The sequence below is a fragment of the Kribbella steppae genome, assembly GCF_004342025.1.
Lineage (GTDB): Bacteria > Actinomycetota > Actinomycetes > Propionibacteriales > Kribbellaceae > Kribbella > Kribbella steppae.
Map to the genome: position 1 here is coordinate 198,291 of NZ_SLWN01000009.1, position 24,300 is coordinate 222,590.

Below are 24,300 nucleotides of genomic sequence, written 5' to 3' on the forward strand. Positions count from 1 at the left end.
TCGCACGCGTACGGCCGGGACCGGCCCCTTTCCGCGGTCCCGGCCGTTACGCGTGCCCTCAAAGAGCTAGACGGCGCTCCGCTGGGCGATCCAGCTGTCGTGCAGTCGCGTGTAGACCCCGCCGGCGCCGACCAGCTCCGCGTGCGGACCGCGCTCGACGATCTCGCCGTTGTCGAAGACCAGCACCTCGTCGGCCGCCTCCGCCGTCGACAACCGGTGCGCGATGGTCACCGACGTCCGGCCCGCCATCAGCCGCTCGAGTGCCGCGTTGACCCGAACCTCGGTCCCCGGATCGACCGCCGATGTCGCCTCGTCGAGGACGAGCAGATCGGGGTCGGCGATATTCGCCCGAACCAGCGCGACCAACTGGCGCTCACCCGCCGACATCGACTCACCGCGCTGACCCACCGGCGAATCCAGACCGTCCGGCAACGACTCCAGCCAGTCCGTCAGGCCGAGCGACTCGAACGCCGCCAGCAGCTGAGCGTCCGTCACCTCCGGTCGGCCGAAGCGCACGTTCTCCGCCAGTGACGCGTCGAAGAGGTACCCGTCCTGCGGCACCATCACCACCCGCTCCCGCAGCGACGCGAACGAGATCTCCCGCGCGTCCACCCCGTCCAGCAGTACGGCGCCCGAACTGGGGTCCATCAACCGGGTCAGCAGCTTCGCGAACGTCGTCTTCCCCGACCCGGTCTCCCCCACCACCGCGACCCGCCGATGCGGTTCCAGTCGTACGTCGACATCCCGCAGGACCAGCTCGCCTTCCGGATACGCGAAGTCCACGTCCGAGAACTGCACCGAGATCGGCCCGCGCGCCTGTACGACCCCCGACTCACCCGGGTCGACCACGTCAGCCGGCGTCGCGATCACGCCGAGCACCCGCCGCCAGCCGGCGAACGCGCTCTGCGCATCCGTCAGCACCTGGGTCGCGATCTGCACCGGGTCCGAGAACAGCGCCACCAGGAACATGAACGCGAGGATCTCCCCCAGCGTCGCCTGCTGGTCGACCCCGAGCAGCACGCCGACCGTCAGCACCCCGGCGTTCGCCAGACCGGCGGCCAAGCCACCGATCGAGAAGGTCAGACCCGTGATCGCCTGCGCCCGTGTCGCCGTCCGCCGGTAGTCCTCGATCGAGGCGTCGATCCGGTCCTGGGTGCGCTTCTCGATCGCGTACGCCCGGACCACCTGCGCGCCGACGACCGGCTCGGCGATCGCGGACAGCATCTCGCCGACCTTCGCCCGCACCACGCCGTACGCCGCGGACATCAGCCGCTGCAGCGACTTCAGGCTGGCGAACAGCGGGATGAAGCAGATCAGGACGACGAGTGCCAGCTGCCAGGAGTAGACGAACATGACCACGGTCGCGAGCACCATCTGCCCGATGCTGACCAGGAAGATGAACCCGCCGAACTGCAGGAACTGCGACACCGTGTCCACGTCCGACGTGACCCGGCTGACCAGCGCGCCCCGCCGCTCGGTGCTCTGCGTCAGCACCGGCAGGTCGTGTACATGCCGGAACGCCTTGATCCGCATCGTCGACAGCCCGCGCTCGGAGTTGACCGCGAGCCGTACGGTCGTCAGGTACGACGCCACCCCGGTGATCAGAATCGCGATCGTACAGACCACGCACATCCACGCCACGAACGACATATCCGGCCCGCCCGGACCGGACAGCCCCTTGTCGATCGTCTGCTGAACAGCGATCGGTACGACGATCCTCCCGCCCGTCATCACCAGCGCGAGAAGCCCGGTGATCCACCAGCCCTGACCCAATTCGGGCGACACCCGCACGCCCTGCCGCAGCGTGTCCAGACCACCCGCGTCATCGCCGTGATCCAGCCGGCTCGTTTCGACCGTGCTCACGCGGACGCTCCTTCCGAGTCAAGGTCGTCTATCTCGGCGGCCAGGTCCGCCTCTTCCTGTCGCCGTGCCGCGTCCTTCTCGTACGCGTCGACCAGCTCGCGATAGGCGGCCGACTTCTGCTGCAGTTCGGTGTGCGTCCCCTGCGCCGAGATCCGGCCCTCGTCGAGGAACACCACCTCGTCGGCGAGCGAGATCGTCGCCTTGCGGTAGGCGATCACCAGCACGGTGGTCGCGGCCTCCGAGTCCTGGACGGTCGACCGCAGCCCAGCCAGGATCCGCGCCTCGACCTGCGGGTCGACCGCACTGGTCGCGTCGTCCAGGATCAGCAACCGTGGTCGTCGTACCAGGGCCCGGGCCAGCGCGATTCGTTGCCGTTGACCACCGGACAGCGTCGTACCGCGCTCGCCGACCTTGGTGTCCAAACCCTCCGGCATGCTCTTCACGAAGCCGTCGCCCTGGGCGATCCGGAGCGCGTCCCAGACGTCTTCGTCGCTGTAGTCGCCGCCGAGCGTCACGTTGCCGCGGATCGTGTCGTCGAACAGGAACGCGGTCTGCGCCACCAGCGCGACCGAACCGGCCAGCTCGTCCCGGGCGAGGTCGCGCAGATCGAGCCCGTCGACCTTGATTGCACCTTCCTCGGGGTCGATCAGCCGGGTCAGCAGCGTCATCAGCGTCGATTTCCCCGCACCGGTCGGACCGACCATCGCGACTGTCCGACCGGGCTCGATGGTGAAGTCCACGCCGGTCAGCACATCCCGCTCGGGCAGGTACCCGAACCGTACGTCGGAGACCTCGAGCCGAGCCGCCTTGGTCGACGTCAGCTCCGCGGAGCCGTACTCCATCCCGCCCTCGGCGGTCAGCACTCGCTGGACGCGGTCCCACCCGACGACAGAACGTGGCAGCTCGCCGAGCACCCAGCCGAGCGCCCGGATCGGGAACCCGATCAGCGTGAACAGGAACGCCACCTGGACCACGTCACCCGCGTCGGCGGCGCCCGACTGCACCCGGCCGACGCCGACCAGCAGCACCGCGAGCACACCCAGTCGGGGCAGACCGTCGATGACCGGGTCGAACACACCGCGGGCCTTGTTCACCGCGATGTTCGCGTCCCGCAGTGCGTACGTCGGGGTGCGGAAGCGCTCGGTCTCGGCCGCCTCCCGGCCCAGCGTCTTCACCACCAGCGCGCCGTCGAACGACTCGTGCGCGACCTCGGAGACGTCCGCGCGGAGCTGCTGCGCGCGGGTCGCGAGCGGCTGCAGGTAGCGCTGGAAGATCACGTTCGCCACGAACACCAGCGGGAACACCAGGCAGCCGACCAGGGCCAGCCAGGGGTCGGCCATGAACATGGCGACCGTCGCGAACGCGAGCATCGCCAGCACGCCGATCGCCATCGGCAGCGGCGCGATCACGAACCAGATCGACTCCACGTCCGCATTGGCGTTCGACAGCAACATGCCGGTCGAGTGCTGGTGGTGCCACTCGAGCGGAAGCTTCAGGTACTGCCGGGTGACCCGGCGCCGGTACGTCGCCTGCAGCCGGTACTGCATCACGCCGGCCCCGATCCGCCGGCCGACCACCCCGATCGCCCGCAGGATCGCGATCCCGAGGAAGAGCGAGACCATGCCGGCGATCGCACCGAACGTGGTGTGACCGCTCTCCAGCGCGGGCCGGACCACGTGGTCGGTCGCCCATCCGAGCGCCCACCCGTCGGCCACGGTCATCGCGCCGTACAACATGCTCGCCAGCACGGACAGGGCGAAGATCCACGGCTCCTCCCAGATCGCGACCTTCAGGACCGCGAGGCCCCTGCGGGTCACGCTCCCCTTGTCTGGGACTTTCGGCGGCACGGGCAACACGCTCCAGGACAGTCAGGTGCATCAACCAGGCACAGGCATGACAACGATTGACATTCTGCCATTCCACTCCGACAACTACGATCGAGTTGTGACCGACTACAGCCGGGTAGAACGACTTGCTCTGTGTGATCTGTTCGATCAGCTCGGACCGGACCAGCCGACGTTGTGCGCGGGCTGGACGACCTACGATCTGGCCGTGCACCTGCACGTCCGGGAGGCCGATCCGATGGCCGGTCCGGGCATCGTGATCCCGGCGCTGTCGGACACCACCGAGAAGCGGATGGCCCGGGTCAAGGCGCGGTACAGCTTCACCGAGGTCGTCGACAAGGTCCGCAACGGACCGCCGACGTTCTCGATCTACTCGGTGCCGAAGTTCGGACACCAACTGAACACGACCGAGTACTTCGTCCACCACGAGGACGTCCGCCGCGCCCAGCCGTCGTACGACGTCCGCACCCTCCCGGCCGGTCAGCAGGCCGGGCTGTGGAAGGCGGTCCGGCTGGCCGCCAAGTCGATGACCCGGAAGGCGCCGAGCGGTCTGGTGCTGCGGTCGCCGGACGGTACGACGTCGATCGCGAAGAAGCCGACCGAGCTCGGGTCGGTGACAGTGACTGGTGAGCCGGCGGAGCTGGTGCTGTTCTGCTTCGGCCGGCAGCAGGTGGCCGACGTACAACTGGACGGCGAGGCGGAGACGGTCGAGCGGCTCCGCAGCGCGTCATTCGGAGTCTGAGGCGCGCTTCTTCCGCCGCCAGCGCTGGACCACGCCGCTCGCCACGGTCGTGAGGATCACGAGCACGATCGCCGCCAGCACGCCTTGCCATGGCTCGTCGAACAGGGCGTACCCGAGCAGCCCGATCGCCATGTAGACCGCAGCCCACAGCGACGACGCGATCAGATCCACCACCGCGAACCGCTCCCATGAATAACCGGCGAGCCCAGCCGCGAGCAGCACCGGCACCCGGCCACCCGGAATCAGTCGGGATGTCAGCAGCACGCCGATCTCGTGATCGGCCAGCCGGACCCGCAGCGCGTCCAAGGACGCGTTGTCGCGCAGCCATCCGACCCGTTTCGCCAACCGCTCACCACCGAAGCGGCAACCGGCGTACACGATCAGGTCCCCGAGATACGCCCCGAGCGCACCTGCGAGCAGTACGCCGGCCAGCCCGATCGGATTCCCGTGCGACGCGAGTACGGCGCCGGCCGACACCGCCGCGCCGGTCGGCAGCACCGGCAGTACGGCGCCCAGCAGGACAGCACCGGCGAGCGCGAACAGATACCAGAGATCGAAGTGGGTGTTGCCGCTCACGGCACGACCACCTCGGTCGACTCGCCCGGCACCAGGACGTCCACCTTCACCGCGGGATCCAGCTCGGCCATCGCGGTCTTGAACCTGTCCCCCGGCGGCAGGAACAGCTCCGGCTTCAGCCAATCGCACCCGATCGGCCAGAACGTCCCGAAATGTACCGGGATCGCTGCCCGGGCCCCGACCAGCCGAACCGCGTCCGCCGCCCGGACCGGATCCAGGTGCCCGGGACCGAGCGACGGCCCCCAGCCGCCGACCGGCACCAGCGCCAGGTCGACCGGGCCGGCTTCCGCGGCCAGGTCGTCGAACAGGTCGGTGTCACCGGCGAACCACACACTCGGCGAGCCCTCGACCCGGTAGCCGAGAGCCGGTCCGACGTACGACGACCACGGCAGCCGGCGGCCGTCGTGATGGGCCGTGACCGCGGTGATGTCGAGTGCGCCGATCCGCACCTGGTTGCCCGGGGCAACCTCGATACAGCGGTCCGCGACGGCGTCACCACAGTCCTGCCGGATGAGCCGGGCCGCACCCTGCGGCACGACCAGCGCGGCGTCCGGCGCGACCAGCGGGATCGAGGTGAGATGCAAGTGGTCGGCATGCATGTGCGAGATGAGTACGGCGTCGCACTCGGCCGCAGCGGGTAGCGGGGCCGGCCCGCGGCGCCGGCGCAGATGCGCGATGCGCGAGGTGAGGACGGGATCGGTGAGCAGCCGCGTGCCGTTGTCCTCGATGGTGGTGGTGGCATGCCCCCACCAGGTGATCCGCACGCGTCAGGCCTCCACACTCGTCTCGACCGAACTCCGGAGGTCCTTGCGGTGGCCGAGGTGTTCGAGCCAGCTGATCAGCAGCGCGTGGACCGCGTCGGAGCCTACGGGAGCCTCGTCCACCACCCAACGACTCGGGTGCACCAGCACCGCCTCGGTCTGCCAGCCGCCGATCCCGCCATGGCACCCGACCAGCTCCTCGAACGCCGCCACCTCGTGGGTGTAATGGTCCAGCCGGCTGACCACCACGATGTCCCCGTTGTGCGGCATCTCCGCCTGCCGCAGCATCGACGCGGCCGCGAACGGTCCGTACGGCGTCAACGGGTCGTCCCCTTCGATCCGGCCGGTCTTCAGGACGTGGACACCGGTCTGGCCGATCGCGACCGGTCCCTCGGCCAGCGAGTCGACCACCACGAAGCCGACGCCAGGGTGGGTCGCCAGACCGGGGATCAGCTTCGGGTGCAGCAGCTCGATCTCCTCCAGCGGCACCCGGCCGGGCGTGGTCGCCAGGTAGATCAGCGCCAGGTTGCCCGAGGACGTCACCACCACCTGCTCGTCGGCGGCCACCTCCGGCGGGCAGTCCTTCGGGCCGAGCTCCACCTCGCCGCTCAGGGCCTTGCCGTGCAGTGCCTTCCGGGTAACTGATCCGGCCACGCCGCGGCGCAGGCTGACCTCGGTCAGGAACGCGTTCACCGGACCCCAGCCCTCGGTCTTGCCGACCGCGGCCACCGGCTCCTTGGTGGTGTCGACCAGGTCGTCGACCACCTCGGTCAGCGTCCGGCCGTAGCGCTGCAGGAAGGTCGAGCCCTGGCTCTGCCCGTGGTCGGACAGGACGACGATCTCGTACGAGTGCGGCAGGATGTCGATGATCCGCTGCAGCGCACCGAGGACGCGGTCCAGCCCTTCCAGGGTCTGCAGTGACTCGGCGCGGGTCGGGCCGGCGTGGTGGGCGACCTCGTCGTAGTCGACGAAGTCGCAGTAGATCACCGGAGTGCCCTTGACCAGCTCGTCGGTGATCAGCGAGACGTTCAGGTCGCGCAGGAGCACGTTGCTGATCGCCCGCAGGAAGATGTAGGCGCCACCGCGCTTGACCCGCGGGACCAGGTGCCGGACCCGTTGGCGCCGGGCCTGGTGCAACTCCTTCACCATCTCGGCGACACACAGCACCAGGCCACGGGCGGCGCCCTGGGGGCTGGAGAAGAACCGGACGTACCCACGGCTGCGGTTGCTCGGCAGCGACGCCCGGCTGAAGACCAGCTCGCACCGGTGCGCGTCCCCGGACCAGTTGTTGCTGATGCTGACGCCGCCGTCGGCGAGCAGGCCGCGCCCTGTCGACATCCGGTCCTCGATCTCGGCGGCGTCCCGGCCCCGGTTGGTCACCATCACCCGGCCGGACTCCTTCTCGTACCACCGGAACGCCGGGATCTGCCGCGAGCCGCCGTGCAGGATGCCGGCCTGGCTGGCCGGGGTCGTCGACGGTACGCCGGTGTGCCAGCCGACCAACGAGTGCTTGCCGTCCCGGATCCAGCCGCCCAGGTTCGGCAGATTGCCGGCCAGCACCATCCAGTTCAGCAGCGGCTCGGACAGGCCGTCGATCTGGATGATCAGCATCCCGGTCTTCGGTGCCGGGGTGATCTTGCGGGCCCGGCGGTGCACGACCCGCATGACTTCGGCGACGTACGCGTCGTCACTGCCGGCGTACGCGACCCAGCCGACGAACGCGCTCACCGACGACATCACGATCGCCACCAGCAGTGCCGCCTCGACCCCGCCGTGCAGGTTGATCCCCGGGTCCACGGTGATGCCGAGGTAGACGACGCCGAACTGGGACAGCAGGCCGCCGACCAGGACGCCGACCGAGCCGATCAGGATCGCGACTCCGGCCAGTACCCAGCGCATCAGCATGCTGAACACAGCCAGCAGCACGACCAGCCGCAGGATCGGCATCCGGCCGTCGCTGCTGATCTGCGGCAGTGTCCAGAACGTGATGATGAGCGAGATCAGCGAGGCCAGGCCTCCGAAGAGCATCGCCTGCAGTCCACGCCCGGTCCGTCGGCGCAGGTCGAGCCAGACCGGGCGTCGTCGCCGCCGGTCTCCGGACATCTGCTCAGGTGGTTTCGCCATCTCCTGCTCGGTGCTCCCCGTCGTGCCCCGCCCTATGTCACTGTGCCAGACCGAGCCTACGAGGCATCGTCCACTGCAGCTGCACCGCGCCACGCACCGGACGGGTGGATCCCGGGTTCACCTCCGGGACCCACCGGGCGATCCCTGACCTGTCACTGAACCTCTAGGTAGTCAACCTCCGCATACAGCTCGCCCTTCGTCAGGCGGATCGTGTTCCAGCCGGCGTTCAGCGTGACTGACACAGAACTCTGCTGCCAGTTGTCCCAGCCGGTGGCCGGGTAGCTGACCGCCCCCTGGCTGTTGCCATTGACAACAACTCCGTGGCTGGCAGTGGCACCCGAGCCGTTCGCGTACCCGACGTGCAGGGTGTAACTGCCCGCGACCGGCGCGTACACAGTGTTCTCCACCCAGGAGTCGGCGTAGTCGATGTACGCCACGACCTTCCCGTCCGAAGCGCCGGCCGCGTTCGACCGTACGACGCAGTGGTTCAGCGTCCCGCGCTCAGCCTCGTACCGGACGCGGCTGCCCCGGACGACCGGATAGTCGTTGGCCCAACCGAGGTCGGCGACGTACAGATGCCGCGAACCGCCGACCCAGCCGTGGACGAAGACCTTGTCGCCGACGAAGTCCGCGCCACCCGGCCCGCAGATGTGGTTGTCGACCGTCGCCGTCGTCATCAGCGGCCGGAAGGCGGTCGTCCACGGCCCGCTCAGGCTCGGCGCCGTCGCGTACGACGTCAGGTAGTTGCAGTCGGTGTAGCCGCCACTGGAGAAGAACAGCAGGTACTGGCTGCCGCGCTGCACCAGATCGGGTGCCTCGATGATGCCGCTCGAGGTGAGCAGCGCCGAGTTCCCGCCGACCAGGGTGGTGCCGTTGTTCGCCGTACGCGTGAGCCAGAGGGTCGACGGCTGGCCGATCGCGTTGCCGTCGTTCTTCCAGACCAGAGAGCGAGTGCCGTCGTTCGCCACGAAGGTGTTCGCATCGATCGCGCCGCCGAGGTCGAGCGGGCAGATCATCGGCTGGCTACCGACCGGGGCAAACGGGCCCAGCGGTGAACTTGCCGTGGCGACGCCGATGCATTGGCGACCCGATGCCTTGTGCCAGGCCGTGTAGGTGAGGGTGTAAGAGCCGTCCGGGTTCGGGTAGACGTCCGGCGCCCAGGTGCGGCCCGATTGCGCCCAGCCCGACGACGGTCCGCCGGGCATCGCGTCACCGCGGATCGTCCAGGGCCCGTTCGCGCTCGGAGCGGTCGCGACCGGCACGTGTCCACGGCCGTTGTTGGTCGAGTACGCGTACCAGGTGCCGTTCTTCTCGAACACGTCCGGATCCGGGAAATCCTCCCCGATGATCTGTGCGGGGAAGACGGCTGCGGTCGTGCGCTGCGTCGAGGCCTGGCCGGGCGCTGACAGCAGTGCGGCCAGGCTGAGTGCGGCCAGCGCAGCCATTAGTAGTCGTCGAAGCATGAGTACTCCTCAGGTGGGGCGGAACCTGTGCCGAGCAGTTTTCCATCGATTCACCTGGATGGCGAGAGATCAATTGCGCTGATCACTGGACCCAGGGCAGCGCGGGGTGGAGACTCCCGCTAGTTGGTTTCCGCCTGGGTTGAGGGGAGTTCTCGTGAGGTATTTACCGAGAGTGTCGGGGCGTGGGGTGATCACTGCCGTAGCCGTCCTGGCGACGGCGGCCGGCGGGGTGGCGATCCAGTCAGGTACGGCGCCGACCGCCGTACAGGCGACGCCGCTGCAGACGCAGCTGGACACGCTGCTGAACGACAGCCGGTACAACGGCTCACAGGTCGCGCTGGTGGTCCGGGACGCGACGACCGGCGAGACCTTGTACGACCGGAACGGCGGCCAGCGGATGCTGCCCGCGTCGAACACCAAGCTCTTCTCCTCGACGGCCGCGATGCACGTCCTCGGCCCGTCGTACCGCTTCCACACCGACGTTCTCGCGACCGGCCCGGTCCATAGCGGCACGTTGCTCGGCAGTCTGTATCTCAAGGGGTACGGCGACCCGACCGCCCTCGAGTCCGATTACGCCGGACTCGCCAAGCAACTCGCCGACTCCGGCGTCCGACGCGTCGTCGGCGACCTGATCGCGGACGACACGTACTTCGACCACGTCCGGCTCGGTGACAGCTGGGCCTGGGACGACGAACCGTTCTACTACTCCGCCCAGATCTCCGCCCTCACGCTCGCCCCGGACACCGACTACGACTCCGGTACGGCGATCGTCGAGAGCCGGCCCGGTGCGACGGTCGGAGCACCTGTGAACCTCACGCTGGTCCCGGCGAACGGCGTACTCAAACTGGTCAGCACCGCCAAGACCGGCGCGGCCGGGTCGTCGAACACGCTGAGCATCGAGCGCGAGCACGGCACCAACATCGTCCGGGTGACCGGCTCGGTGCCGCTCGGCGCGAGCGTCGGCCAGGAGTGGGTGACGGTGTGGGAGCCGGAGCTCTACGCGGCTGACGTGTTCCGGCGGGCCCTCGCCGCCCAGGGCATCAGCATGGTCGGGCAGATCAAGAACGCCGCCTCCCCCACCACCGCCCGGGTCCTCGCCCGGGACGAGTCGATGACGGTCGGCGAACTGATGAACCCGTTCCTCAAGCTGTCCAACAACATGCACGCCGAGACGCTGGTCAAGGCGATGGGTGCGGTGGCGGAGGCCGAGGGCAGCTGGCCCGCCGGCCTGGGTGTCGTCACCGACTACGCGCAGAGCGTCGGCGTCGACACCAGCACGATCCGGCTGTCCGACGGCTCCGGCCTGTCCCGCAAGGTCAACGTCACCGCGGACAGCATCACCGATCTGTTGATCGCGGTCCAGCAGGAGCCGTGGTGGCAGCAGTGGTACGACGCTCTGCCGATCGCCGGCAACGCGCAACGCTTCGTCGGCGGCACGCTGCGCAGCCGGATGGCCAACACTCCCGCCGCCAACAATCTCCACGGCAAGACTGGGTCCCTCACCGGTGTCACGTCCCTGTCCGGCTACGTGACCAACGCGGACGGCCGCAAGCTGGTGTTCTCGATGATGAGCAACAACTACCTGGTCAGCCCCCGCTCCATCGAGGACGCAGTCGGCGTCACCCTCGCCTCCTGGTCTGACCAGGCTCCCGTCGCCATCGCCCCCAACACCCTCAGAACCACCACCGAGCAGTGCGACCTCGAATGGGAGAAGGCCTGCTAATCGGTTCGACAGCACGGCGGTCGTTCATCACGATGTGTGAATGACCGCCGTACTGCCCGACACCTACACCGTCCGTCCACCGGCCAAGGAGGATGCGGAGGCGGTCCTCGCCCTGGTGTCCGCCTACAACACCGCGGTGGTCGGCTTTGCCGACTACACCCTCGACGACGCGGTCGACGCGTTGACCGAGCCCGGATTCGAACCGGAGACGGACGGCTGGCTGGTGTTCGCCGGGGACACCCCGATCGGCTACGGCTGGGTGTTCGGCAAGGGCGACCACCACCTGCTCGACATCGATCTCTTCACCGCCGATCCGGCGGTCGAGACCTACCTGCTCGGACAGATCGTCCGGCGGGCGCGCGAGCTCGCCGTCGAGTACGGGCACTCGTCGGTCCAGCTCGATGCCGTTGTCTACCGCGCCGACGAACCGCGCCGCCGGCGGCTTACGGACGACGGCTTCAGGCCTGGTACGACGTTCCACCGGATGCGGATCGACCACGACGGACCGGTCGAGACACCCGTCGTTCCGGCCGGTGTCACGGTCCGCCGAGGCGCGCCGGATGAGGCAAGCCGGCGCGTGGCGCATGCCGTGATGACGAAGAGCTTCGAGGGACAGTTCGGGTTCACTCCACGGACCTTCGAGGAGTGGCATGCGGCGCATGAGAACCATTCGGCGTTCGACTGGTCGCAGGTGACCTTGCTGGAGGTGGATGGGCAGCCGGTCGCTCTCCTGGAGTCCAACGACCAGTTCGTCGAGGACGAGAACTGCGGCCACATCGGCCGGTTGTGCGTCCTGGCCGAGGCGCGTGGTCGCGGCCTGGCCAAGTTCCTCCTGCGAGATCAGTTCGCCCTGGACGCGGCGGCCGGGCGGACCGGGACGATCCTGCACGTGGACACCAACAACCCGACTCCGGCACTCGACCTCTACCTCGCCGTGGGCATGCGCGCCGCACTCGTGATCGATGTCTGGCGCCTGGAGGTGGTGGCGTGATGGAAGGCTTCGACATCCGTCCGATAACGATGGATGACGCCGCGCTGATTGCTGAGCGGAGTGGCGCCTACACCAGCGCGCTGCTCGGGTTCGCGAAGCACAGTGCGGAGGATGTTGCCAACTATCTGCGGGATCCTGGGTTCGATCCTGGGACCGACGGGTGGGTTGTGCTCGATGCCGATGGGGAGTTCGCCGGGTCGGCGACCGCGGCGGCGAACAGTGACGGGTCGCGGCTGAATCTCGAGGTGTTGAGTGAGATTCCGGCCGTGGCCGAGTGGCTGCTGGAGCGGGCGATCACGAGGGCCGAGGAGGCTGGGCGGGCGGCCGGGCACGGCGAGGTCGTACTGAGTGTCGGCGTGATCCGGCAGGACGAGTTCATGCCGGAGTTCGTGGCCGCGAAGGGCTTCGCGATCGCTACGTCGATCCACCGGATGCGGATCACCTTCGACGGCGTGGTCGAGCCGCCGCCGGTTCCGGCCGGAGCAGTCGTACGGCGTGGGGCCTTCGATGACCCGAGTCGCCGCGCGGCGCACGCCGTACTGGTGGAGGCATTCAGCACGCAGCGGGGGGCGGATCCGCGGCCGTACGAGGAATGGGCCGCGTCGCGGGAGAGCCGGTCGACCTTCGACTGGTCACAACTCACCACGGTCGGGCTCGACGGACAGGCCGTCGCGGTCGCCGAGTGCAACGACAACTTCATCAGCACCGACAACTGCGGGTACATCGGCCGCCTCGCCGTCGTACCCCAGGCACGCGGCAAGGGCCTCGCGAAGTTCCTGCTGTACGACGCCTTCGCCACCGACGCAGCCGCGGGTCGCGCCGGCACGATGCTGCACGTCGACAGCTCCAACCCGACTCCGGCCGTCGGCCTCTACACCTCCGTCGGAATGCGCCCCGACCTGATCAGCGACATCTGGCGACGGACGATCCAGCTCTAGACGATCTCGCCGGGGCGGTCGCGGTCCGCCCCGGCGAGGTCGTCAGTTCAGGAGGGTGCGGTAGCCGGTACTGCCGGCGTAGACCTTGCGTCCGTCGAGCGCCTGGCGGAGGTCGAGGTGGACCGCGGTCGGGGTCTCGTCCGGCTGCACGCACTGGCGGCCCTCGTTCTGCTCCGGGCCGACGGCGTACCGGTACGCCGCGATCCGGACGGTCGAGGCGTCCTGCCCCAGGATGCGTACGACGGTGGTCGGCACACACGCCGCGGCGACGTACGGATCGCGTGGCACCTCCACGATCAGCATCGACGGGCGGTGCGGATCGAGGCGCACGGACGAGACCGCGGTCTCCGCCTGCAGCACCAGCAACGTCGTACCGACCTTGAACTGCGCCGGCGGCGGCCCGTCGTCCAGGTAACCCGGCGTCGGAGTCGTGATCACCTCGGCCGGCTCCTGCTCGGCACGCGGAAGGTCCACGGTCGCGACGACCGCACCCGCGACGGCAATCACGGCGGCCGCGGTCGCCAGCACGTTCCGCCGCCGACGCCGGGCGCGGACGGCCCGCTCGACGTACTCGAACGGCGGAGCCTCCTCCGGCGTCTGCTCGTCGACGTACTCGACCAGCACCTCGGTCGGCAACTCACGCATGATCGGTCACCTCCTTCACGGCAAGCAACGGCGCCAGAGCCTGGCGCGCCCGGGCAAGCCGCGATTTCACCGTGCCGGACGGCAGTTGCAGTTCCTCGGCGATCTGCTCGATCGGCAGATCCATGACGTGATGCAGTACGACGACCGCCCGCTGCGTCGGCGTGATCCGGGCCAGCGCCGCGGCCACATCCAACGCCTCACCATCCGGCCCGGGGACCTCGGTCGGCCGACCCCTGAGCTTCGCCAGCGCACGCGTCGCGACCTGCTGTCGCCGCAACCGGCTCACCAGCGTGCGTACGGCGACCGCCCGCACCCAGGCCTCCGGGTCGTCGTACCGGCGGATTGAGTCCCAGCGGCTGAGCAGCTTCACGTACGCGTCCTGCGCAACCTCCTCGGCGTCCGCCCGGGAACCCCCGATCGACACCAGGACGCCGATCAGCCGCGGCCAGGTCCGCCGGTACAGCGCGGCCACGTCCGCCGCCGGATCGCCGTCGAAGTCCTGCACACTCACCCCTCCCCACCGGTCGTCACACGGCTAACACGCGCGACTACCGCACCCGGTTCCATCCCGGTCCGAAGAAGTTTTCCCGGCCGGAGGACCGAGCGGTAGGTGTTGCACTCCGGAGATCTGAGAGATTACTCTCGAAACATGTCTCTCAGAAATCCGTACGGCGACTTCGAGATCACCGACCCGCAGGCGATGCGGGCGTTGGCGCATCCCGTCCGGCTGGCCGCGCTCAGCTGGTTGCAGAAGAACGGCCCGGCGACGGCGACCCAGCTGTCCGAGCACGTGGGCGCGTCGCCGTCGGTTACCAGCTGGCATCTGCGCCACCTGGCGAACTTCGGCCTGGTGGTCGACGAGCATCCGCCGGACGCGGACAAGCGGCAGCGCTGGTGGCGAGCGGTGGCGCGCGGGTTCCGGTACGAGATGCCGGACACCCCTGAGGGCGTCGAGGCCGGCCGACTACTCCGTGCCGAGATGATGAACCAGGCGCTGGAGTCCGCCCAGCAGTGGCTGGTCGAGACCGAATCCGAGCTGGACCCCGAGTGGGACCGGCTGGCCGGCTCCGCGAACACCCGGCTGGTGCTCACCGCAGCCGAGGCCGAGGCCGTCGAGGACGCCATCGAGCAGCTGCTGGCGCCCTACGTCCAGCGCGGCGAAGAGGGCGCACCCGCGGACGCCCGGGCGATCCGCTATCTCCGCATGTCCTTGCCTGAAGCACCAAACTGACCGGGGGACCCCACAGGTGAAGACTCTTCCCGCCACGAGTCTCTGGCGCGACCGGCAGTTCCGGACCTTCTGGTCCGCGCAGACCGTCTCCGAGTTCGGCGACCGGGTCACCGAGCTGTCGTTGCCGCTGATCGCCGTACTGCTGCTCGACGCGTCACCCAGTCAGGTCGGCTTCCTCACCGCTGCGGTCTGGCTGCCGAACATCGCGTCGCTGTTCATCGGCACGTGGGTCGACCACCGGCCGGACAAACGCCCGCTGATGATCGCGGCCGACATCGCCCGGGCGGGCCTGCTGCTCACCCTTCCCGCGGCGTACTGGCTGGACATGCTGACGCTCGGCCATCTCTACGTGATCGCCATCCTGGCCGGGACCGCCGACGTCGTGTTCGGTACGTCGTACGCGTCGTTCTTCGTCCGTCTGGTCTCGCGCGACCAGTTCCTCGAGGCGAACAGCAAGCTCTCCGCGACCCGGTCCATCTCGTTCATGGGCGGCCCGGCGATCGCCGGCGCGCTCGTGCAGTGGCTGACGGCACCGATCGCGATCGTGGTCGACGCGCTCTCGTTCCTGGTGTCGGCGTTCCAGCTCGGCCGGCTCAAGACGCCTCCAGGGGAGCCCGAAGAGTCGGTCGAGCCGCTCCTGAAGCGAGCCCGCGCCGGGATGCACTACCTGCTCCACCACCCGTATCTGCGCAGCAGTCTCGGCTGCGCGACGACGGTCAACTTCTTCAACCTGATCAGCCTGGCGCTGCTCGTCCTGTTTGCCAGCCGCAACCTCGAACTGTCCGCCGGGACGATCGGTCTGGCGTTCGGGATCGGCGCCTCCGGCGGCCTGCTCGGCGCCCTGGCCGCTTCTCCGCTGACCCGGATCTTCGGTGCCGGACGGGTGATCGCGGCCAGCTCGATCATCTTCCCGGGGTCGATCGCGATCGCGGCGCTCGCGGACGGTCCGACCTGGGCCCGGGCCACCGCGCTGGCCGCGGCCGAGTTCATCGGGGCGTTCGCGGTGATGTGCTTCGACGTACCGCTCAACTCGCTGCAGGCCGCGGTCACGCACGACCACATGCGCAGCCGGGTCGCGGGCGCGTTCAGCAGCATCAACTACGGCGTACGACCGCTCGGCGCGATCGTCGGCGGCCTCCTCGGTACCTGGATCGGCGTCCGTGAGACCTTGCTCGTCTCGGCAGCCGGCGGCTTCCTCGCCGTCCTGTGGCTGGTCCGCTCCCCCATCATCCGCACCCGCAGCCTCGACGGCCTGCAGCCACCGGAGATCTAGGGTGCGCCCTAGTCGTCGATCTCGAGCTTGGCGACCGTCCGGCGGAGTGGGACCTCCTTGATGAAGAGCACCGCGATCAGGCTGACCACTGCACACGCTGCCGCGATCAGGAAGATCCGGCCGGTCGCGTCGCCGTACGACTGTCGCACCAGTTCCGCCAACTGCGGCGGCAGGTGACCGACGTCGAGCAGACTCGTGCTTCCGGAGCCGCCCTCCTGCAACTTCCGCGCAGCCTCGGCACCGCCTGGTCCGGCGAGCAGTCCCTGAATGATCAGGTCCTTCACCCGGACCGCGAGCACGGCACCAAGAACCGAGACACCGACGGCACCACCCAGACTGCGGAAGAACGAGACCGTCGCGCTCGACGCACCGATCTCACTGACGTCCACAGTGTTCTGTACGGCGAGCACCAGGTTCTGCATCGTCATACCCATGCCGAGACCCATCGCCAGCATGCCGATACCGACGTACCAGTACGGCGTGGTGTGGTCGATCGTGCCGAGGACCGCCAGGCCGGCGACCAGAAGGATGCCACCGGCAACCAGGTAGCGCTTCCACTTGCCGAACCGGGTGATCAGCTGGCCGGAGCCGACCGAGCCGAAGAACGACCCGAGCATCATCGGGATGGTCAGCAGGCCGGCCTCGGTCGGGCTGTAGCCGCGGGCCACCTGGAAGTACTGACCGAGGAACAGCGCGCTGCCGAACATCGCGACACCGACCGCGAGGCTGGCCACGATCGCCAGCGCGGTGGTGCGCTGCCTGACCACCTTCAGCGGGACCAACGGCTCCGCGACGCGATTCTCGACCACGACGGCGAGGATGCCGAACAGCAGGGTGCCACCGACGAACAGCGCCGACTGCCAGGACATCCAGGCGAAGTCGTGGCCGGCGAAGGTGACCCAGATCAGCGGAAGGCTGGCGGCGACGCTGATCAGTACGGCGCCCAGATAGTCGATCCGGACCCGGCGCTTGATCAACGGCAGGTGCAGGTACTTCTGCAGGATCACCAGGCTGATGACGGCCAGCGGGACGCACACGTAGAAGCACCAGCGCCAGCCGAGCCACGAGGTGTCGACGATGACGCCACCGATGAGCGGACCGCTCACGGTCGCGACGGCCATCACGGCTCCCATGTAGCCGGAGTACCGGCCGCGGTTACGGGGCGGGATCGCGGCGCCGATGATCGCCTGCGCCAACGCCATCAGACCGCCCATCGCGAGACCCTGCAGAACGCGGGCGCCGATCAGGAACGGCACGTTGTGGGACAGGCCGGCCAGCGCGGACCCGACCACGAACAGCGAGATCGCCAGCTGTACAAGGAGTTTCTTGCTCATCAGGTCGGCGAGCTTGCCCCAGATCGGGGTGGACACGGTGGTGGCCAGCAGGCTCGCGGTCAGCACCCAGGTGTACTGCGTCTGGGAGCCTTCGAGGTCGGCGATGATCGTCGGCAGGGCATTGCTGACGATCGTGGAGCTCAGCATCGCGGTGAACAGCGCGGCGAGCAGGCCGATCAGGATCTCGAGAATCTCGCGGTGGGTGAGTTCCGGCGTGCTGGGCGCAAGTTGCCGGGTCTCGATGACAGTCATCGGTCTCCAGTCGAAGGTACGGGCGGTGTGCGCCGTGCGGACCTGGTGACGTCGGTGATGGCGTGCGCGATTCGCTGCATGGTGTCAGCGGCGGCGAGCAGCGCATCGTCGTCGAGATCCGCCAGGGCGGCGCGAAGATTCTGGGTGTAGGACGCGTAGAGGGCCTCCAGTTGGGCCTGACCGCGCGGCGCCAGGCTGACCAGGCCGACTCGCGCGTCGGCCGGATCCGGCCGACGGCTCACCAGGCCGTCGGCCTCCAGCGCGGTCAGCTGCCGGCTCACCACCGACGCGTCGACACCGAGCTTGGCGGCGAGCTCACCGCCGCGTTGCTCGCCGTCCCTCAGCAGAACCTTGAGCACACTCGCATCAGCCCGCCGCAGTCCACCGTCGAGCGCCAGATGCCGGTGCTCGACACACCGCACGGCGCGGATCAGTGAACTGACTCCTTCGAGCAGTTCCTGGGCCGGCGCGTCCCGCTCTACCCCCGGGACGAGGGGTTCCTGAGCTAGTTGCATAACCCAACTATATACGGGATTAGTTGGTTTCTGCAACCATATGGCAGACTGGCCAGTTCCGTATACGGAGTGTAGTTCTTCGTCGGCGGTGACACCTTTTCGGCAACTCTCCGTTATCCTCGCCAGAGGGGCGCACTGTGCTGCGGCGGTGCACCGAAGTCCAGGTCAGCGACTGAGGCGAGGCCATGAAGGCCACGGGAATCGAACAAGACCGGTTTGAGCCGACCGTTTTCGGCGCGATGCGCCGGTACCGGGCCATGGTTCTGCTCATCGCGGTGCTGACAGCCGCGGCGGCGGTCGGGTACTCGTTGGTGCAACCGGAGATCTACCGGTCGTATGCCACGGTCACGGTGCCGCAGAGCTCGCTTGACCAGGACGAGTCCCGTGACCAGTACTTCGACAGCCAGGTGCTGCTGCTGCAATCCCAGGAGGTCGCCGATCGCGCCGCCCGCATCGCCAACGCGGCCCTGAACGAGAACGTGCTGTCCATGCGCGACTTCGCGGGCGAAGGCAAGTCGTTGGAGATCACCCCGCCGGAGGGGAGCACGCCAGGCGGCTTCGGCTCCAGCATCGTTGCCCTGACCTTCACCTGGCCGAACTCCAGGGTCGCCCAGACCGCTGTCAACGCGGTACTCCAGGCCTTCGACGACGTACGTTCCGCCGACATCGCTGCTCAGGGCACCGACGACGTCGCCGCTGTCGAGCGAACCATCCGGGACGCTCGCGCCAAGGGCCAGCTGGCCGACCTGCTGAACCAGCGGACGCAGACGCTGGTAAACCTGCAGTTGGCCCTGGCCAATCACCCGACTGTCGCCTGGGCCACGGAACCGCAGGTGCCGATCAATGGCAACTCGAAGCGGTCCGGTGCCATCGGGCTGCTGGCCGGACTCGTGCTGGGTGCCGCGCTGGCCTACTGGCGGGCCAGCCGCCGCCGCTGCGTCGACGACCGGTCCGACCCGCTCGCGATCTACGACGTGCCGCTCATGGGCGAGATTCCGTCGGCCGAGAGAAAGGGGATCCGGTCCGGCCTCTCGGCTGCGGCCGATCCGCTGCCGATGGCCGCCGACCCGCAGTCGCCGGCGGCCGAGGCGTTCCGGTTCGCCGCGGCAGCGGTCGAGCGGATTCACGCTACCCGCGACGACCGGCTGGCCGTCGTCTTCGTCTCGGCGGGCACCGGTGCCGAGCGGAGCGCAGTCGTGGCCAATATCGCGCTCGCTGTCGCCGAGAGCGGGACGCCGGTGCTGGCGGTGGACGCCGATGCCACCGGGGGCCTCACCGCTCTGCTCCTGCCCGGCAGCCCACAAGCCGACGGCTTCGAGCAGGTGGTGGCCGGCCGCCGTTCGGTGTTGGACTGCATCGAGCTCAGCCCGCTCAACCCGGACGTCACCGTTCTCCGGGCGGGTCCCGCCCGGGTGAAGCGGACCACCGGCCAGGCGTACGCCGAATCGGTGGAGAAGATCATCGCCGAGGCCAAGGCGTCGTTCGACCTCGTGCTGATCGACAGTCCCGCGCTGCTCAGCGTGGCGAATGCCGTCGAACTGGTGCAGGACGCGGATGCGTCCGTCGTCGTCCTCGGCCCCGGCGAATCGGTCCAGGACCACGTCACCATGGTCGAACGGCTGGACAGGGTCGAGTCCGACCTCGCCGGCTACCTCTACCGGCAGACAAGCCCTGGGCCGAGGGTCCTCCGCCGACTGCGGGTGCGGTTCGCTGCCCAGGTCGCTCGCCGGACCAACCCCGAGAACGTGCCGTCAGCCAAGCAGTTCGCCTACCGGCCCGCCAAGGACCGCCGATCGTCGGCACGCGTACCGCAAGGCTGATGCGGGATGTCGCCCACCGGTAGCCCTCGTACGTACGGCGGCTTCGTGGGCGCTCCGTCGCCGGCGGCATCAGGACGCCTCTGGGTCCTCTACGGCCGCTTGCTCGGCCCTCTCCTGGCCGGATATCTGCTCTTCGACCGGGCCTTCGCATACCTCCATCTGCCGGGCAGTCCGCTGTTCGTCGGCGAGATGGTGCTGTGGGTCGGCGCGGTGGCGACCCTCGTGGCGACCCGGTACCTCCAAATGCCGATCAGGGACGAGCCGATTCTCGCGCTGCTCGTGACGTTCGCGCTCTGGGGATTGATCCGGATGGTGCCGGGCGTGGCCACCTACCAGCTGGACGCGGTGCGGGATGCCGCGCTCTGGTTCTACTGCCTGTTCGCGTTCTTCGTGACGGCTGCGCTGGCCAGGTCGCCGGAGCTACTCGACCGATTGATCACCCAGCTCGCCCGGCTGACTCCATTGCTGTTGCTGTGGCTGCCGTTCGCCGTAGTGCTCTATCCGCTGGCCCAGGACGCACCCACGGTGCCGTTCTCCACTGTGTCGGTGCTGTCACACAAATCCGGGAGCTCAGCCATCGCGGCGCTGCTCGTACTCGGGTCCATGTGGCTCATGCCCGGCACGCGCAGCGCTCGCAGCCGCGCGATCTGGAGCGTGATGGCACTCTTGGTCATCGCCCTCGCCGCCACCCAGAACCGGGGCGGTCTGCTCGGCGTGATCGCCGGCCTCGCCGTCGGGTTGGCGTTCGTCCGCAACCGCGTGGGGCTCGCTGCCCGCGTCGTACTCGTCATGGGCGCCGGACTGGGCCTGGCGTCGCTGCTGTCGCTGAACGTACCGCTCGGCGGATTGCAGGGGCGGGAGTTCTCGGCCTCGCAACTGATCAACAACCTGATGAGCCTCAGCGGGAAGGACACGCCCGGCAACCTGGGCGGCACGGTCGAGGGGCGTCAGCAACTGTGGACGCGGATCCTCGACAAACAGGTGGCGGACGGCCATCTGATCGACGGGTCCGGCTTCGGTCAGAACCTGGCCACCGAGGTCGGCATCTACGACGCGGGCAAGGACACCTTGCGGAGCCCGCACAACTCCCACCTGCACATCGTGGCCAGGATGGGTCTGGTCGGCATCACCTTGTGGATCGCCTTGTGGGTGGGCTGGTACTGGCGGCTGCTCGCCGGTTGCCGACGCCTGGCGCGGGAGGGTTCGCACACCCGACGGCAGGTGGCAGTGCTCTCGCTGATGGTGACCACGGCGGTGCTGGTGTCCTGCTTCTTCGATCCCCAGCTGGAGGGACCGCAAGTGGCGGCCCTGCTGTGGACCACGTTCGGGATCGGTATGGCGGTGACTACGGTCCGGCCCTGGTTCCGTCATGAGACCCGACCGTGAATCCTGGGTCGGCTCGGCGGCGTTGGATCGCTGCCACCTGCGTGCTGGCCGCGCTGCTGGCCGTGGCATGGCCCTTGGACGGCACCGGCGAATCGACGCCACCGGATCGCGCGGGCCTCACCGGTCCCGTCGGGCCGATCCCTAGATCATGTGACGGCGTCACGGTCAGCCCGTCGGACGACCTCCAATCGACTATCGACGCGCACGCGGCCGGTACGACGTACTGCCTCTCCCCCGGCACGTACCGGCTGGAGCAGCCGCTGGAGCCGAAGGAAGGCGACGCGCTCATCGGTCGCCAGGGGGCCGTTGTCAGTGGGTCGAAGGTGCTGACCGACTGGCAGCGGTTCGGCCGGGTGTGGTCGACCAAGGGCTTCCTGCCTGCCGTTCCCGGCACCCACGGCGAGTGCCTGGAGTCTGCGCCGACCTGTGCGTACGCCGAAGACGTCTTCGTGGGCAAGCAGCGGCTGACCCGGGTGGACTCGCCGTCCGCGGTCGCCGGTGGCACCTTCCATGCCGACTACGCCACGAACACGATCACGATCGGCGACGACCCGGGCGGTCACCTGGTCGAGCAGGCGGTGTCGGAGGGCCTCATCAGCGCGACGGTCGACGACGTCACCGTCGCCAACCTCGTCCTCGAGCAGGCAGCCAACGAGGCCCAGGTCGCGGCCGTCGAGAGCCGTCAGGTCACCCCGCAGCGATCGGGGTCCGGCTGGCGCATCGTCAACAACGAGGTGCGCCTCAACCACGGCGTCGGTCTGGGGCTGGCCGACGGAGCCGTCGTCGATGCCAACTTCGTGCACCACCAGGGCCAGCTCGGTTTCGGCGCCTGGGGCACCGGATCCGTGGTCAGCAACAACGAGATCTCGTTCAACGGTGTCGCCGGCTACTCGGCGGGCTGGGAGGCTGGCGGCAGCAAGAGCTGGGAAACCACCCGGCACACGGTCACGCACAACTTCGTCCACGACAACCGCGGTCCGGGGCTGTGGACCGATGGCGGCAACATCCACACCGAGTACACGGCCAACAAGATCACCGGAAACTGGGGAGCCGGCATCCAGCACGAGATCAGCTACGACGCCGTCATCCGGCACAACGAGATCTCCGGTAACGGCCTACGGCACAGCGGCTGGGCCTGGGAGGCCGGCATCCAGATCCAGTCGTCGGGCGGCACGGGACTCATCGAGGTCGCCGGCAACATCGTCAGCGACAACGCCAACGGCATCGCGCTGATCGACAGCGGCAACCGCACGGAGGAAGTACCCGCGCCGCACGGCCCGCACGTCGTCCGCAACGTCTGGGTCCACGACAACCGCATCACCATGTCCACCGGCCAGACCACCGGCGCTGTCCAGGACATCGGCGACACAGCCGTCTACACCGAGAGCAACAACCGCTTCGAAGCCAACACCTACTACCTGCCGTCGGTCACCGAGCCGCACTTCTCCTGGAACGACACCGACCTGACCTGGGGCCAATGGCGCGCCCTTGGCAACGACGAGCACGGCCGGGCCGAACGAGCCGACCGCTGATCAACTCAGGTCGGTGTTCAAGCGGGAGAGCAGACGGCCCAGGTCGGCAAGGTCGGTGGGGTTCCAGCGTTCGAGGATGGCGCGGAACTCGGTCTGGCGCTGGGTGCGCATGGCGCCGAAGCTTTCGGCGCCGACGGTGGTGAGGCGGAGCAGGCGGGCGCGGCCGTCGTCGGGGTCGCCGACGCGTTCGATCAGGCCGAGGTTCTCCAGCTGGGTGATACCGCGGCTCACGGTCGACTTGTCGAGGCCGAGTGCCTGGGCGACGTCGGACGCTCGTACGCCCGGCCCGCCGTTCGCCGTACCGAGCTCGATCTGGGAGATCAGCGCGTAGCCGGCCGCGTCCATCTCCGGGTGCACTCGGCGGGCGAGCCGCAGCGAGGCCGACCGGGATCGCCGGAACAACGCGGACAATTCCTGCTCGATGTCGGCGACCAGCCGCTCGCTCTGCTCCGGCTTGTCGGTCTCTGGCGTGTGCACAGTCACCGGACCACGATCCCGGCGTCGCGAAGCGCCTTTTTCACATCGGCGATCCGGAAATCGCCGAAGTGGAACACGCTGGCGGCCAGTACGGCGTCCGCACCCGCCTCGACCGCGGGCGGGAAGTGCTCGGGTGCCCCCGCTCCCCCACTGGCGATGAGCGGTACGTCGACCACCGCACGAACCGCCCGGATCAGCTCGAGGTCGAACCCCTTCTTGGTGCCGTCGGCATCCATCGAGTTCAGCAGGATCTCCCCCGCACCCAGCTCACAGCCACGCTGGGCCCACTCGATCGCGTCCAGGCCGGCCGACTTGCGACCGCCGTGCGTGGTCACCTCGAACCCGCTCGGCTGGTCCGGCGCCCGTCGTACGTCGAGGGACAGCACGAGCACCTGGTTGCCGAACCGATGGGCGATCTCGCGGATCACCTCCGGCCGGGCGATCGCGCCGGTGTTGATGCCGACCTTGTCCGCGCCGGCCCGCAGCAGCCGGTCCACGTCGGCCGCCTCGCGGACGCCGCCGCCGACGGTGAGCGGGATGAACACCTGCTCGGCGGTCCGCCCGACCACGTCGTACGTCGTCTCGCGCGACCCCGAGGAGGCGGTGATGTCGAGGAAGGTGAGCTCGTCGGCGCCCTCCGCGTCGTACACCTGGGCCATCTCGACCGGGTCCCCGGCGTCGCGCATATCGATGAAGTTGACCCCCTTGACCACCCGCCCGGCGTCGACGTCCAGGCAGGGAATCACTCGCACGGCAAGACTCACGCCGTCAGCGTACCGAGTCGGCGCCGAGGAGCAGCTCAACCCGTCC

General features: G+C 68.8%; 21 protein-coding genes. 9 read left to right on the plus strand and 12 right to left on the minus strand.

The window, feature by feature from the left end; genetic code table 11:
- Positions 1–66: 66 nt before the first annotated feature.
- Together EV652_RS26595 and EV652_RS26600 are read right to left on the minus strand one after the other, a co-directional pair.
- Positions 67–1,863 (minus strand): ABC transporter ATP-binding protein, encoded by a 1,797-nt coding sequence (locus tag EV652_RS26595; protein WP_132211955.1) that lies wholly within the window; start codon positions 1,861–1,863, stop codon positions 67–69.
- Positions 1,860–3,680, minus strand: a complete 1,821-nt coding sequence (locus EV652_RS26600) for an ABC transporter ATP-binding protein (RefSeq protein ID WP_369410044.1) — start codon at positions 3,678–3,680, stop codon at positions 1,860–1,862. Before EV652_RS26600 ends, EV652_RS26595 begins: the two co-directional genes overlap by 4 nt.
- A gap of 127 nt (positions 3,681–3,807) precedes the next feature.
- Between EV652_RS26600 and EV652_RS26605 the strand changes: the two genes are divergently transcribed.
- Complete coding sequence (locus EV652_RS26605; RefSeq protein WP_132211956.1) at positions 3,808–4,449, plus strand: TIGR03085 family metal-binding protein; 642 nt, start codon at positions 3,808–3,810, stop codon at positions 4,447–4,449.
- Here EV652_RS26605 and EV652_RS26610 read toward each other — a convergent pair.
- The 4 genes from EV652_RS26610 to EV652_RS26625 form a co-directional block, all read right to left on the minus strand.
- A complete protein-coding gene (locus tag EV652_RS26610) occupies positions 4,435–5,025 on the minus strand; it encodes a DedA family protein (protein ID WP_132211957.1) in 591 nt (196 codons plus the stop codon). The genes EV652_RS26605 and EV652_RS26610 overlap by 15 nt on opposite strands.
- Positions 5,022–5,789 carry an MBL fold metallo-hydrolase gene (locus EV652_RS26615; RefSeq protein WP_132211958.1) on the minus strand — a complete coding sequence of 256 codons (768 nt, stop codon included), beginning with the start codon at positions 5,787–5,789 and terminating at the stop codon, positions 5,022–5,024. Before EV652_RS26615 ends, EV652_RS26610 begins: the two co-directional genes overlap by 4 nt.
- 3 nt (positions 5,790–5,792) lie before the next feature.
- Complete coding sequence (locus EV652_RS26620) at positions 5,793–7,910, minus strand: alkaline phosphatase family protein (RefSeq protein ID WP_132211959.1); 2,118 nt, start codon at positions 7,908–7,910, stop codon at positions 5,793–5,795.
- Between the two features lie 152 nt (positions 7,911–8,062).
- A complete protein-coding gene (locus tag EV652_RS26625; protein ID WP_132211960.1) occupies positions 8,063–9,373 on the minus strand; it encodes a family 43 glycosylhydrolase in 1,311 nt (436 codons plus the stop codon).
- 187 nt (positions 9,374–9,560) lie between these two features.
- Between EV652_RS26625 and dacB the strand changes: the two genes are divergently transcribed.
- Genes dacB through EV652_RS26640 form a run of 3 tightly spaced genes read left to right on the plus strand, consistent with a single transcriptional unit; the run spans position 9,561 to position 13,025 of the window.
- A complete protein-coding gene (gene dacB, locus EV652_RS26630; protein ID WP_242002029.1) occupies positions 9,561–11,096 on the plus strand; it encodes a D-alanyl-D-alanine carboxypeptidase/D-alanyl-D-alanine endopeptidase in 1,536 nt (511 codons plus the stop codon).
- Between the two features lie 40 nt (positions 11,097–11,136).
- Entirely contained in the window at positions 11,137–12,087 is a 951-nt protein-coding gene (locus EV652_RS26635; RefSeq protein WP_132211962.1) for a GNAT family N-acetyltransferase, read from the plus strand.
- Positions 12,087–13,025: a GNAT family N-acetyltransferase gene (locus tag EV652_RS26640; protein ID WP_132211963.1), complete on the plus strand. Its 939-nt coding sequence runs from the start codon at positions 12,087–12,089 to the stop codon at positions 13,023–13,025. Before EV652_RS26635 ends, EV652_RS26640 begins: the two co-directional genes overlap by 1 nt.
- Before the next feature lie 42 nt (positions 13,026–13,067).
- Here the strand turns inward: EV652_RS26640 and EV652_RS26645 are convergent, their stop codons facing one another.
- Together EV652_RS26645 and EV652_RS26650 are read right to left on the minus strand one after the other, a co-directional pair.
- Entirely contained in the window at positions 13,068–13,670 is a 603-nt protein-coding gene (locus EV652_RS26645) for a hypothetical protein (RefSeq protein ID WP_132211964.1), read from the minus strand.
- A complete protein-coding gene (locus tag EV652_RS26650) occupies positions 13,663–14,181 on the minus strand; it encodes an RNA polymerase sigma factor (protein ID WP_132211965.1) in 519 nt (172 codons plus the stop codon). Before EV652_RS26650 ends, EV652_RS26645 begins: the two co-directional genes overlap by 8 nt.
- 138 nt (positions 14,182–14,319) lie before the next feature.
- Between EV652_RS26650 and EV652_RS26655 the strand changes: the two genes are divergently transcribed.
- Positions 14,320–14,901: an ArsR/SmtB family transcription factor gene (locus EV652_RS26655; protein WP_132211966.1), complete on the plus strand. Its 582-nt coding sequence runs from the start codon at positions 14,320–14,322 to the stop codon at positions 14,899–14,901.
- 16 nt (positions 14,902–14,917) lie between these two features.
- A complete protein-coding gene (locus EV652_RS26660) occupies positions 14,918–16,174 on the plus strand; it encodes an MFS transporter (protein WP_199238418.1) in 1,257 nt (418 codons plus the stop codon).
- An 8-nt stretch (positions 16,175–16,182) separates the two neighbouring features.
- Here EV652_RS26660 and EV652_RS26665 read toward each other — a convergent pair whose 3' ends face one another.
- Positions 16,183–17,760 (minus strand): MDR family MFS transporter, encoded by a 1,578-nt coding sequence (locus tag EV652_RS26665; RefSeq protein WP_132211968.1) that lies wholly within the window; start codon positions 17,758–17,760, stop codon positions 16,183–16,185.
- The gene (locus tag EV652_RS26670; RefSeq protein WP_132211969.1) at positions 17,757–18,275 is read right to left on the minus strand and encodes a MarR family winged helix-turn-helix transcriptional regulator; all 519 of its coding nucleotides are present in this window, start codon (positions 18,273–18,275) and stop codon (positions 17,757–17,759) included. The genes EV652_RS26665 and EV652_RS26670 overlap by 4 nt, the downstream gene beginning before the upstream one ends.
- A gap of 185 nt (positions 18,276–18,460) precedes the next feature.
- Between EV652_RS26670 and EV652_RS26675 the strand changes: the two genes are divergently transcribed.
- Genes EV652_RS26675 through EV652_RS26685 form a run of 3 tightly spaced genes read left to right on the plus strand, consistent with a single transcriptional unit; the run spans position 18,461 to position 23,013 of the window.
- The gene (locus EV652_RS26675; protein WP_132211970.1) at positions 18,461–20,095 is read left to right on the plus strand and encodes a Wzz/FepE/Etk N-terminal domain-containing protein; all 1,635 of its coding nucleotides are present in this window, start codon (positions 18,461–18,463) and stop codon (positions 20,093–20,095) included.
- Between the two features lie 6 nt (positions 20,096–20,101).
- Positions 20,102–21,481 (plus strand): O-antigen ligase family protein, encoded by a 1,380-nt coding sequence (locus EV652_RS26680; RefSeq protein WP_132211971.1) that lies wholly within the window; start codon positions 20,102–20,104, stop codon positions 21,479–21,481.
- Positions 21,478–23,013 carry a right-handed parallel beta-helix repeat-containing protein gene (locus EV652_RS26685; protein ID WP_132211972.1) on the plus strand — a complete coding sequence of 512 codons (1,536 nt, stop codon included), beginning with the start codon at positions 21,478–21,480 and terminating at the stop codon, positions 23,011–23,013. Before EV652_RS26680 ends, EV652_RS26685 begins: the two co-directional genes overlap by 4 nt.
- Here the strand turns inward: EV652_RS26685 and EV652_RS26690 are convergent, their stop codons facing one another.
- Entirely contained in the window at positions 23,014–23,496 is a 483-nt protein-coding gene (locus EV652_RS26690; protein WP_242002030.1) for a MarR family winged helix-turn-helix transcriptional regulator, read from the minus strand. It abuts the gene before it with no gap.
- Positions 23,493–24,254 (minus strand): imidazole glycerol phosphate synthase subunit HisF, encoded by a 762-nt coding sequence (gene hisF / locus EV652_RS26695; protein WP_132211973.1) that lies wholly within the window; start codon positions 24,252–24,254, stop codon positions 23,493–23,495. Before hisF ends, EV652_RS26690 begins: the two co-directional genes overlap by 4 nt.
- Positions 24,255–24,300: the final 46 nt, after the last annotated feature.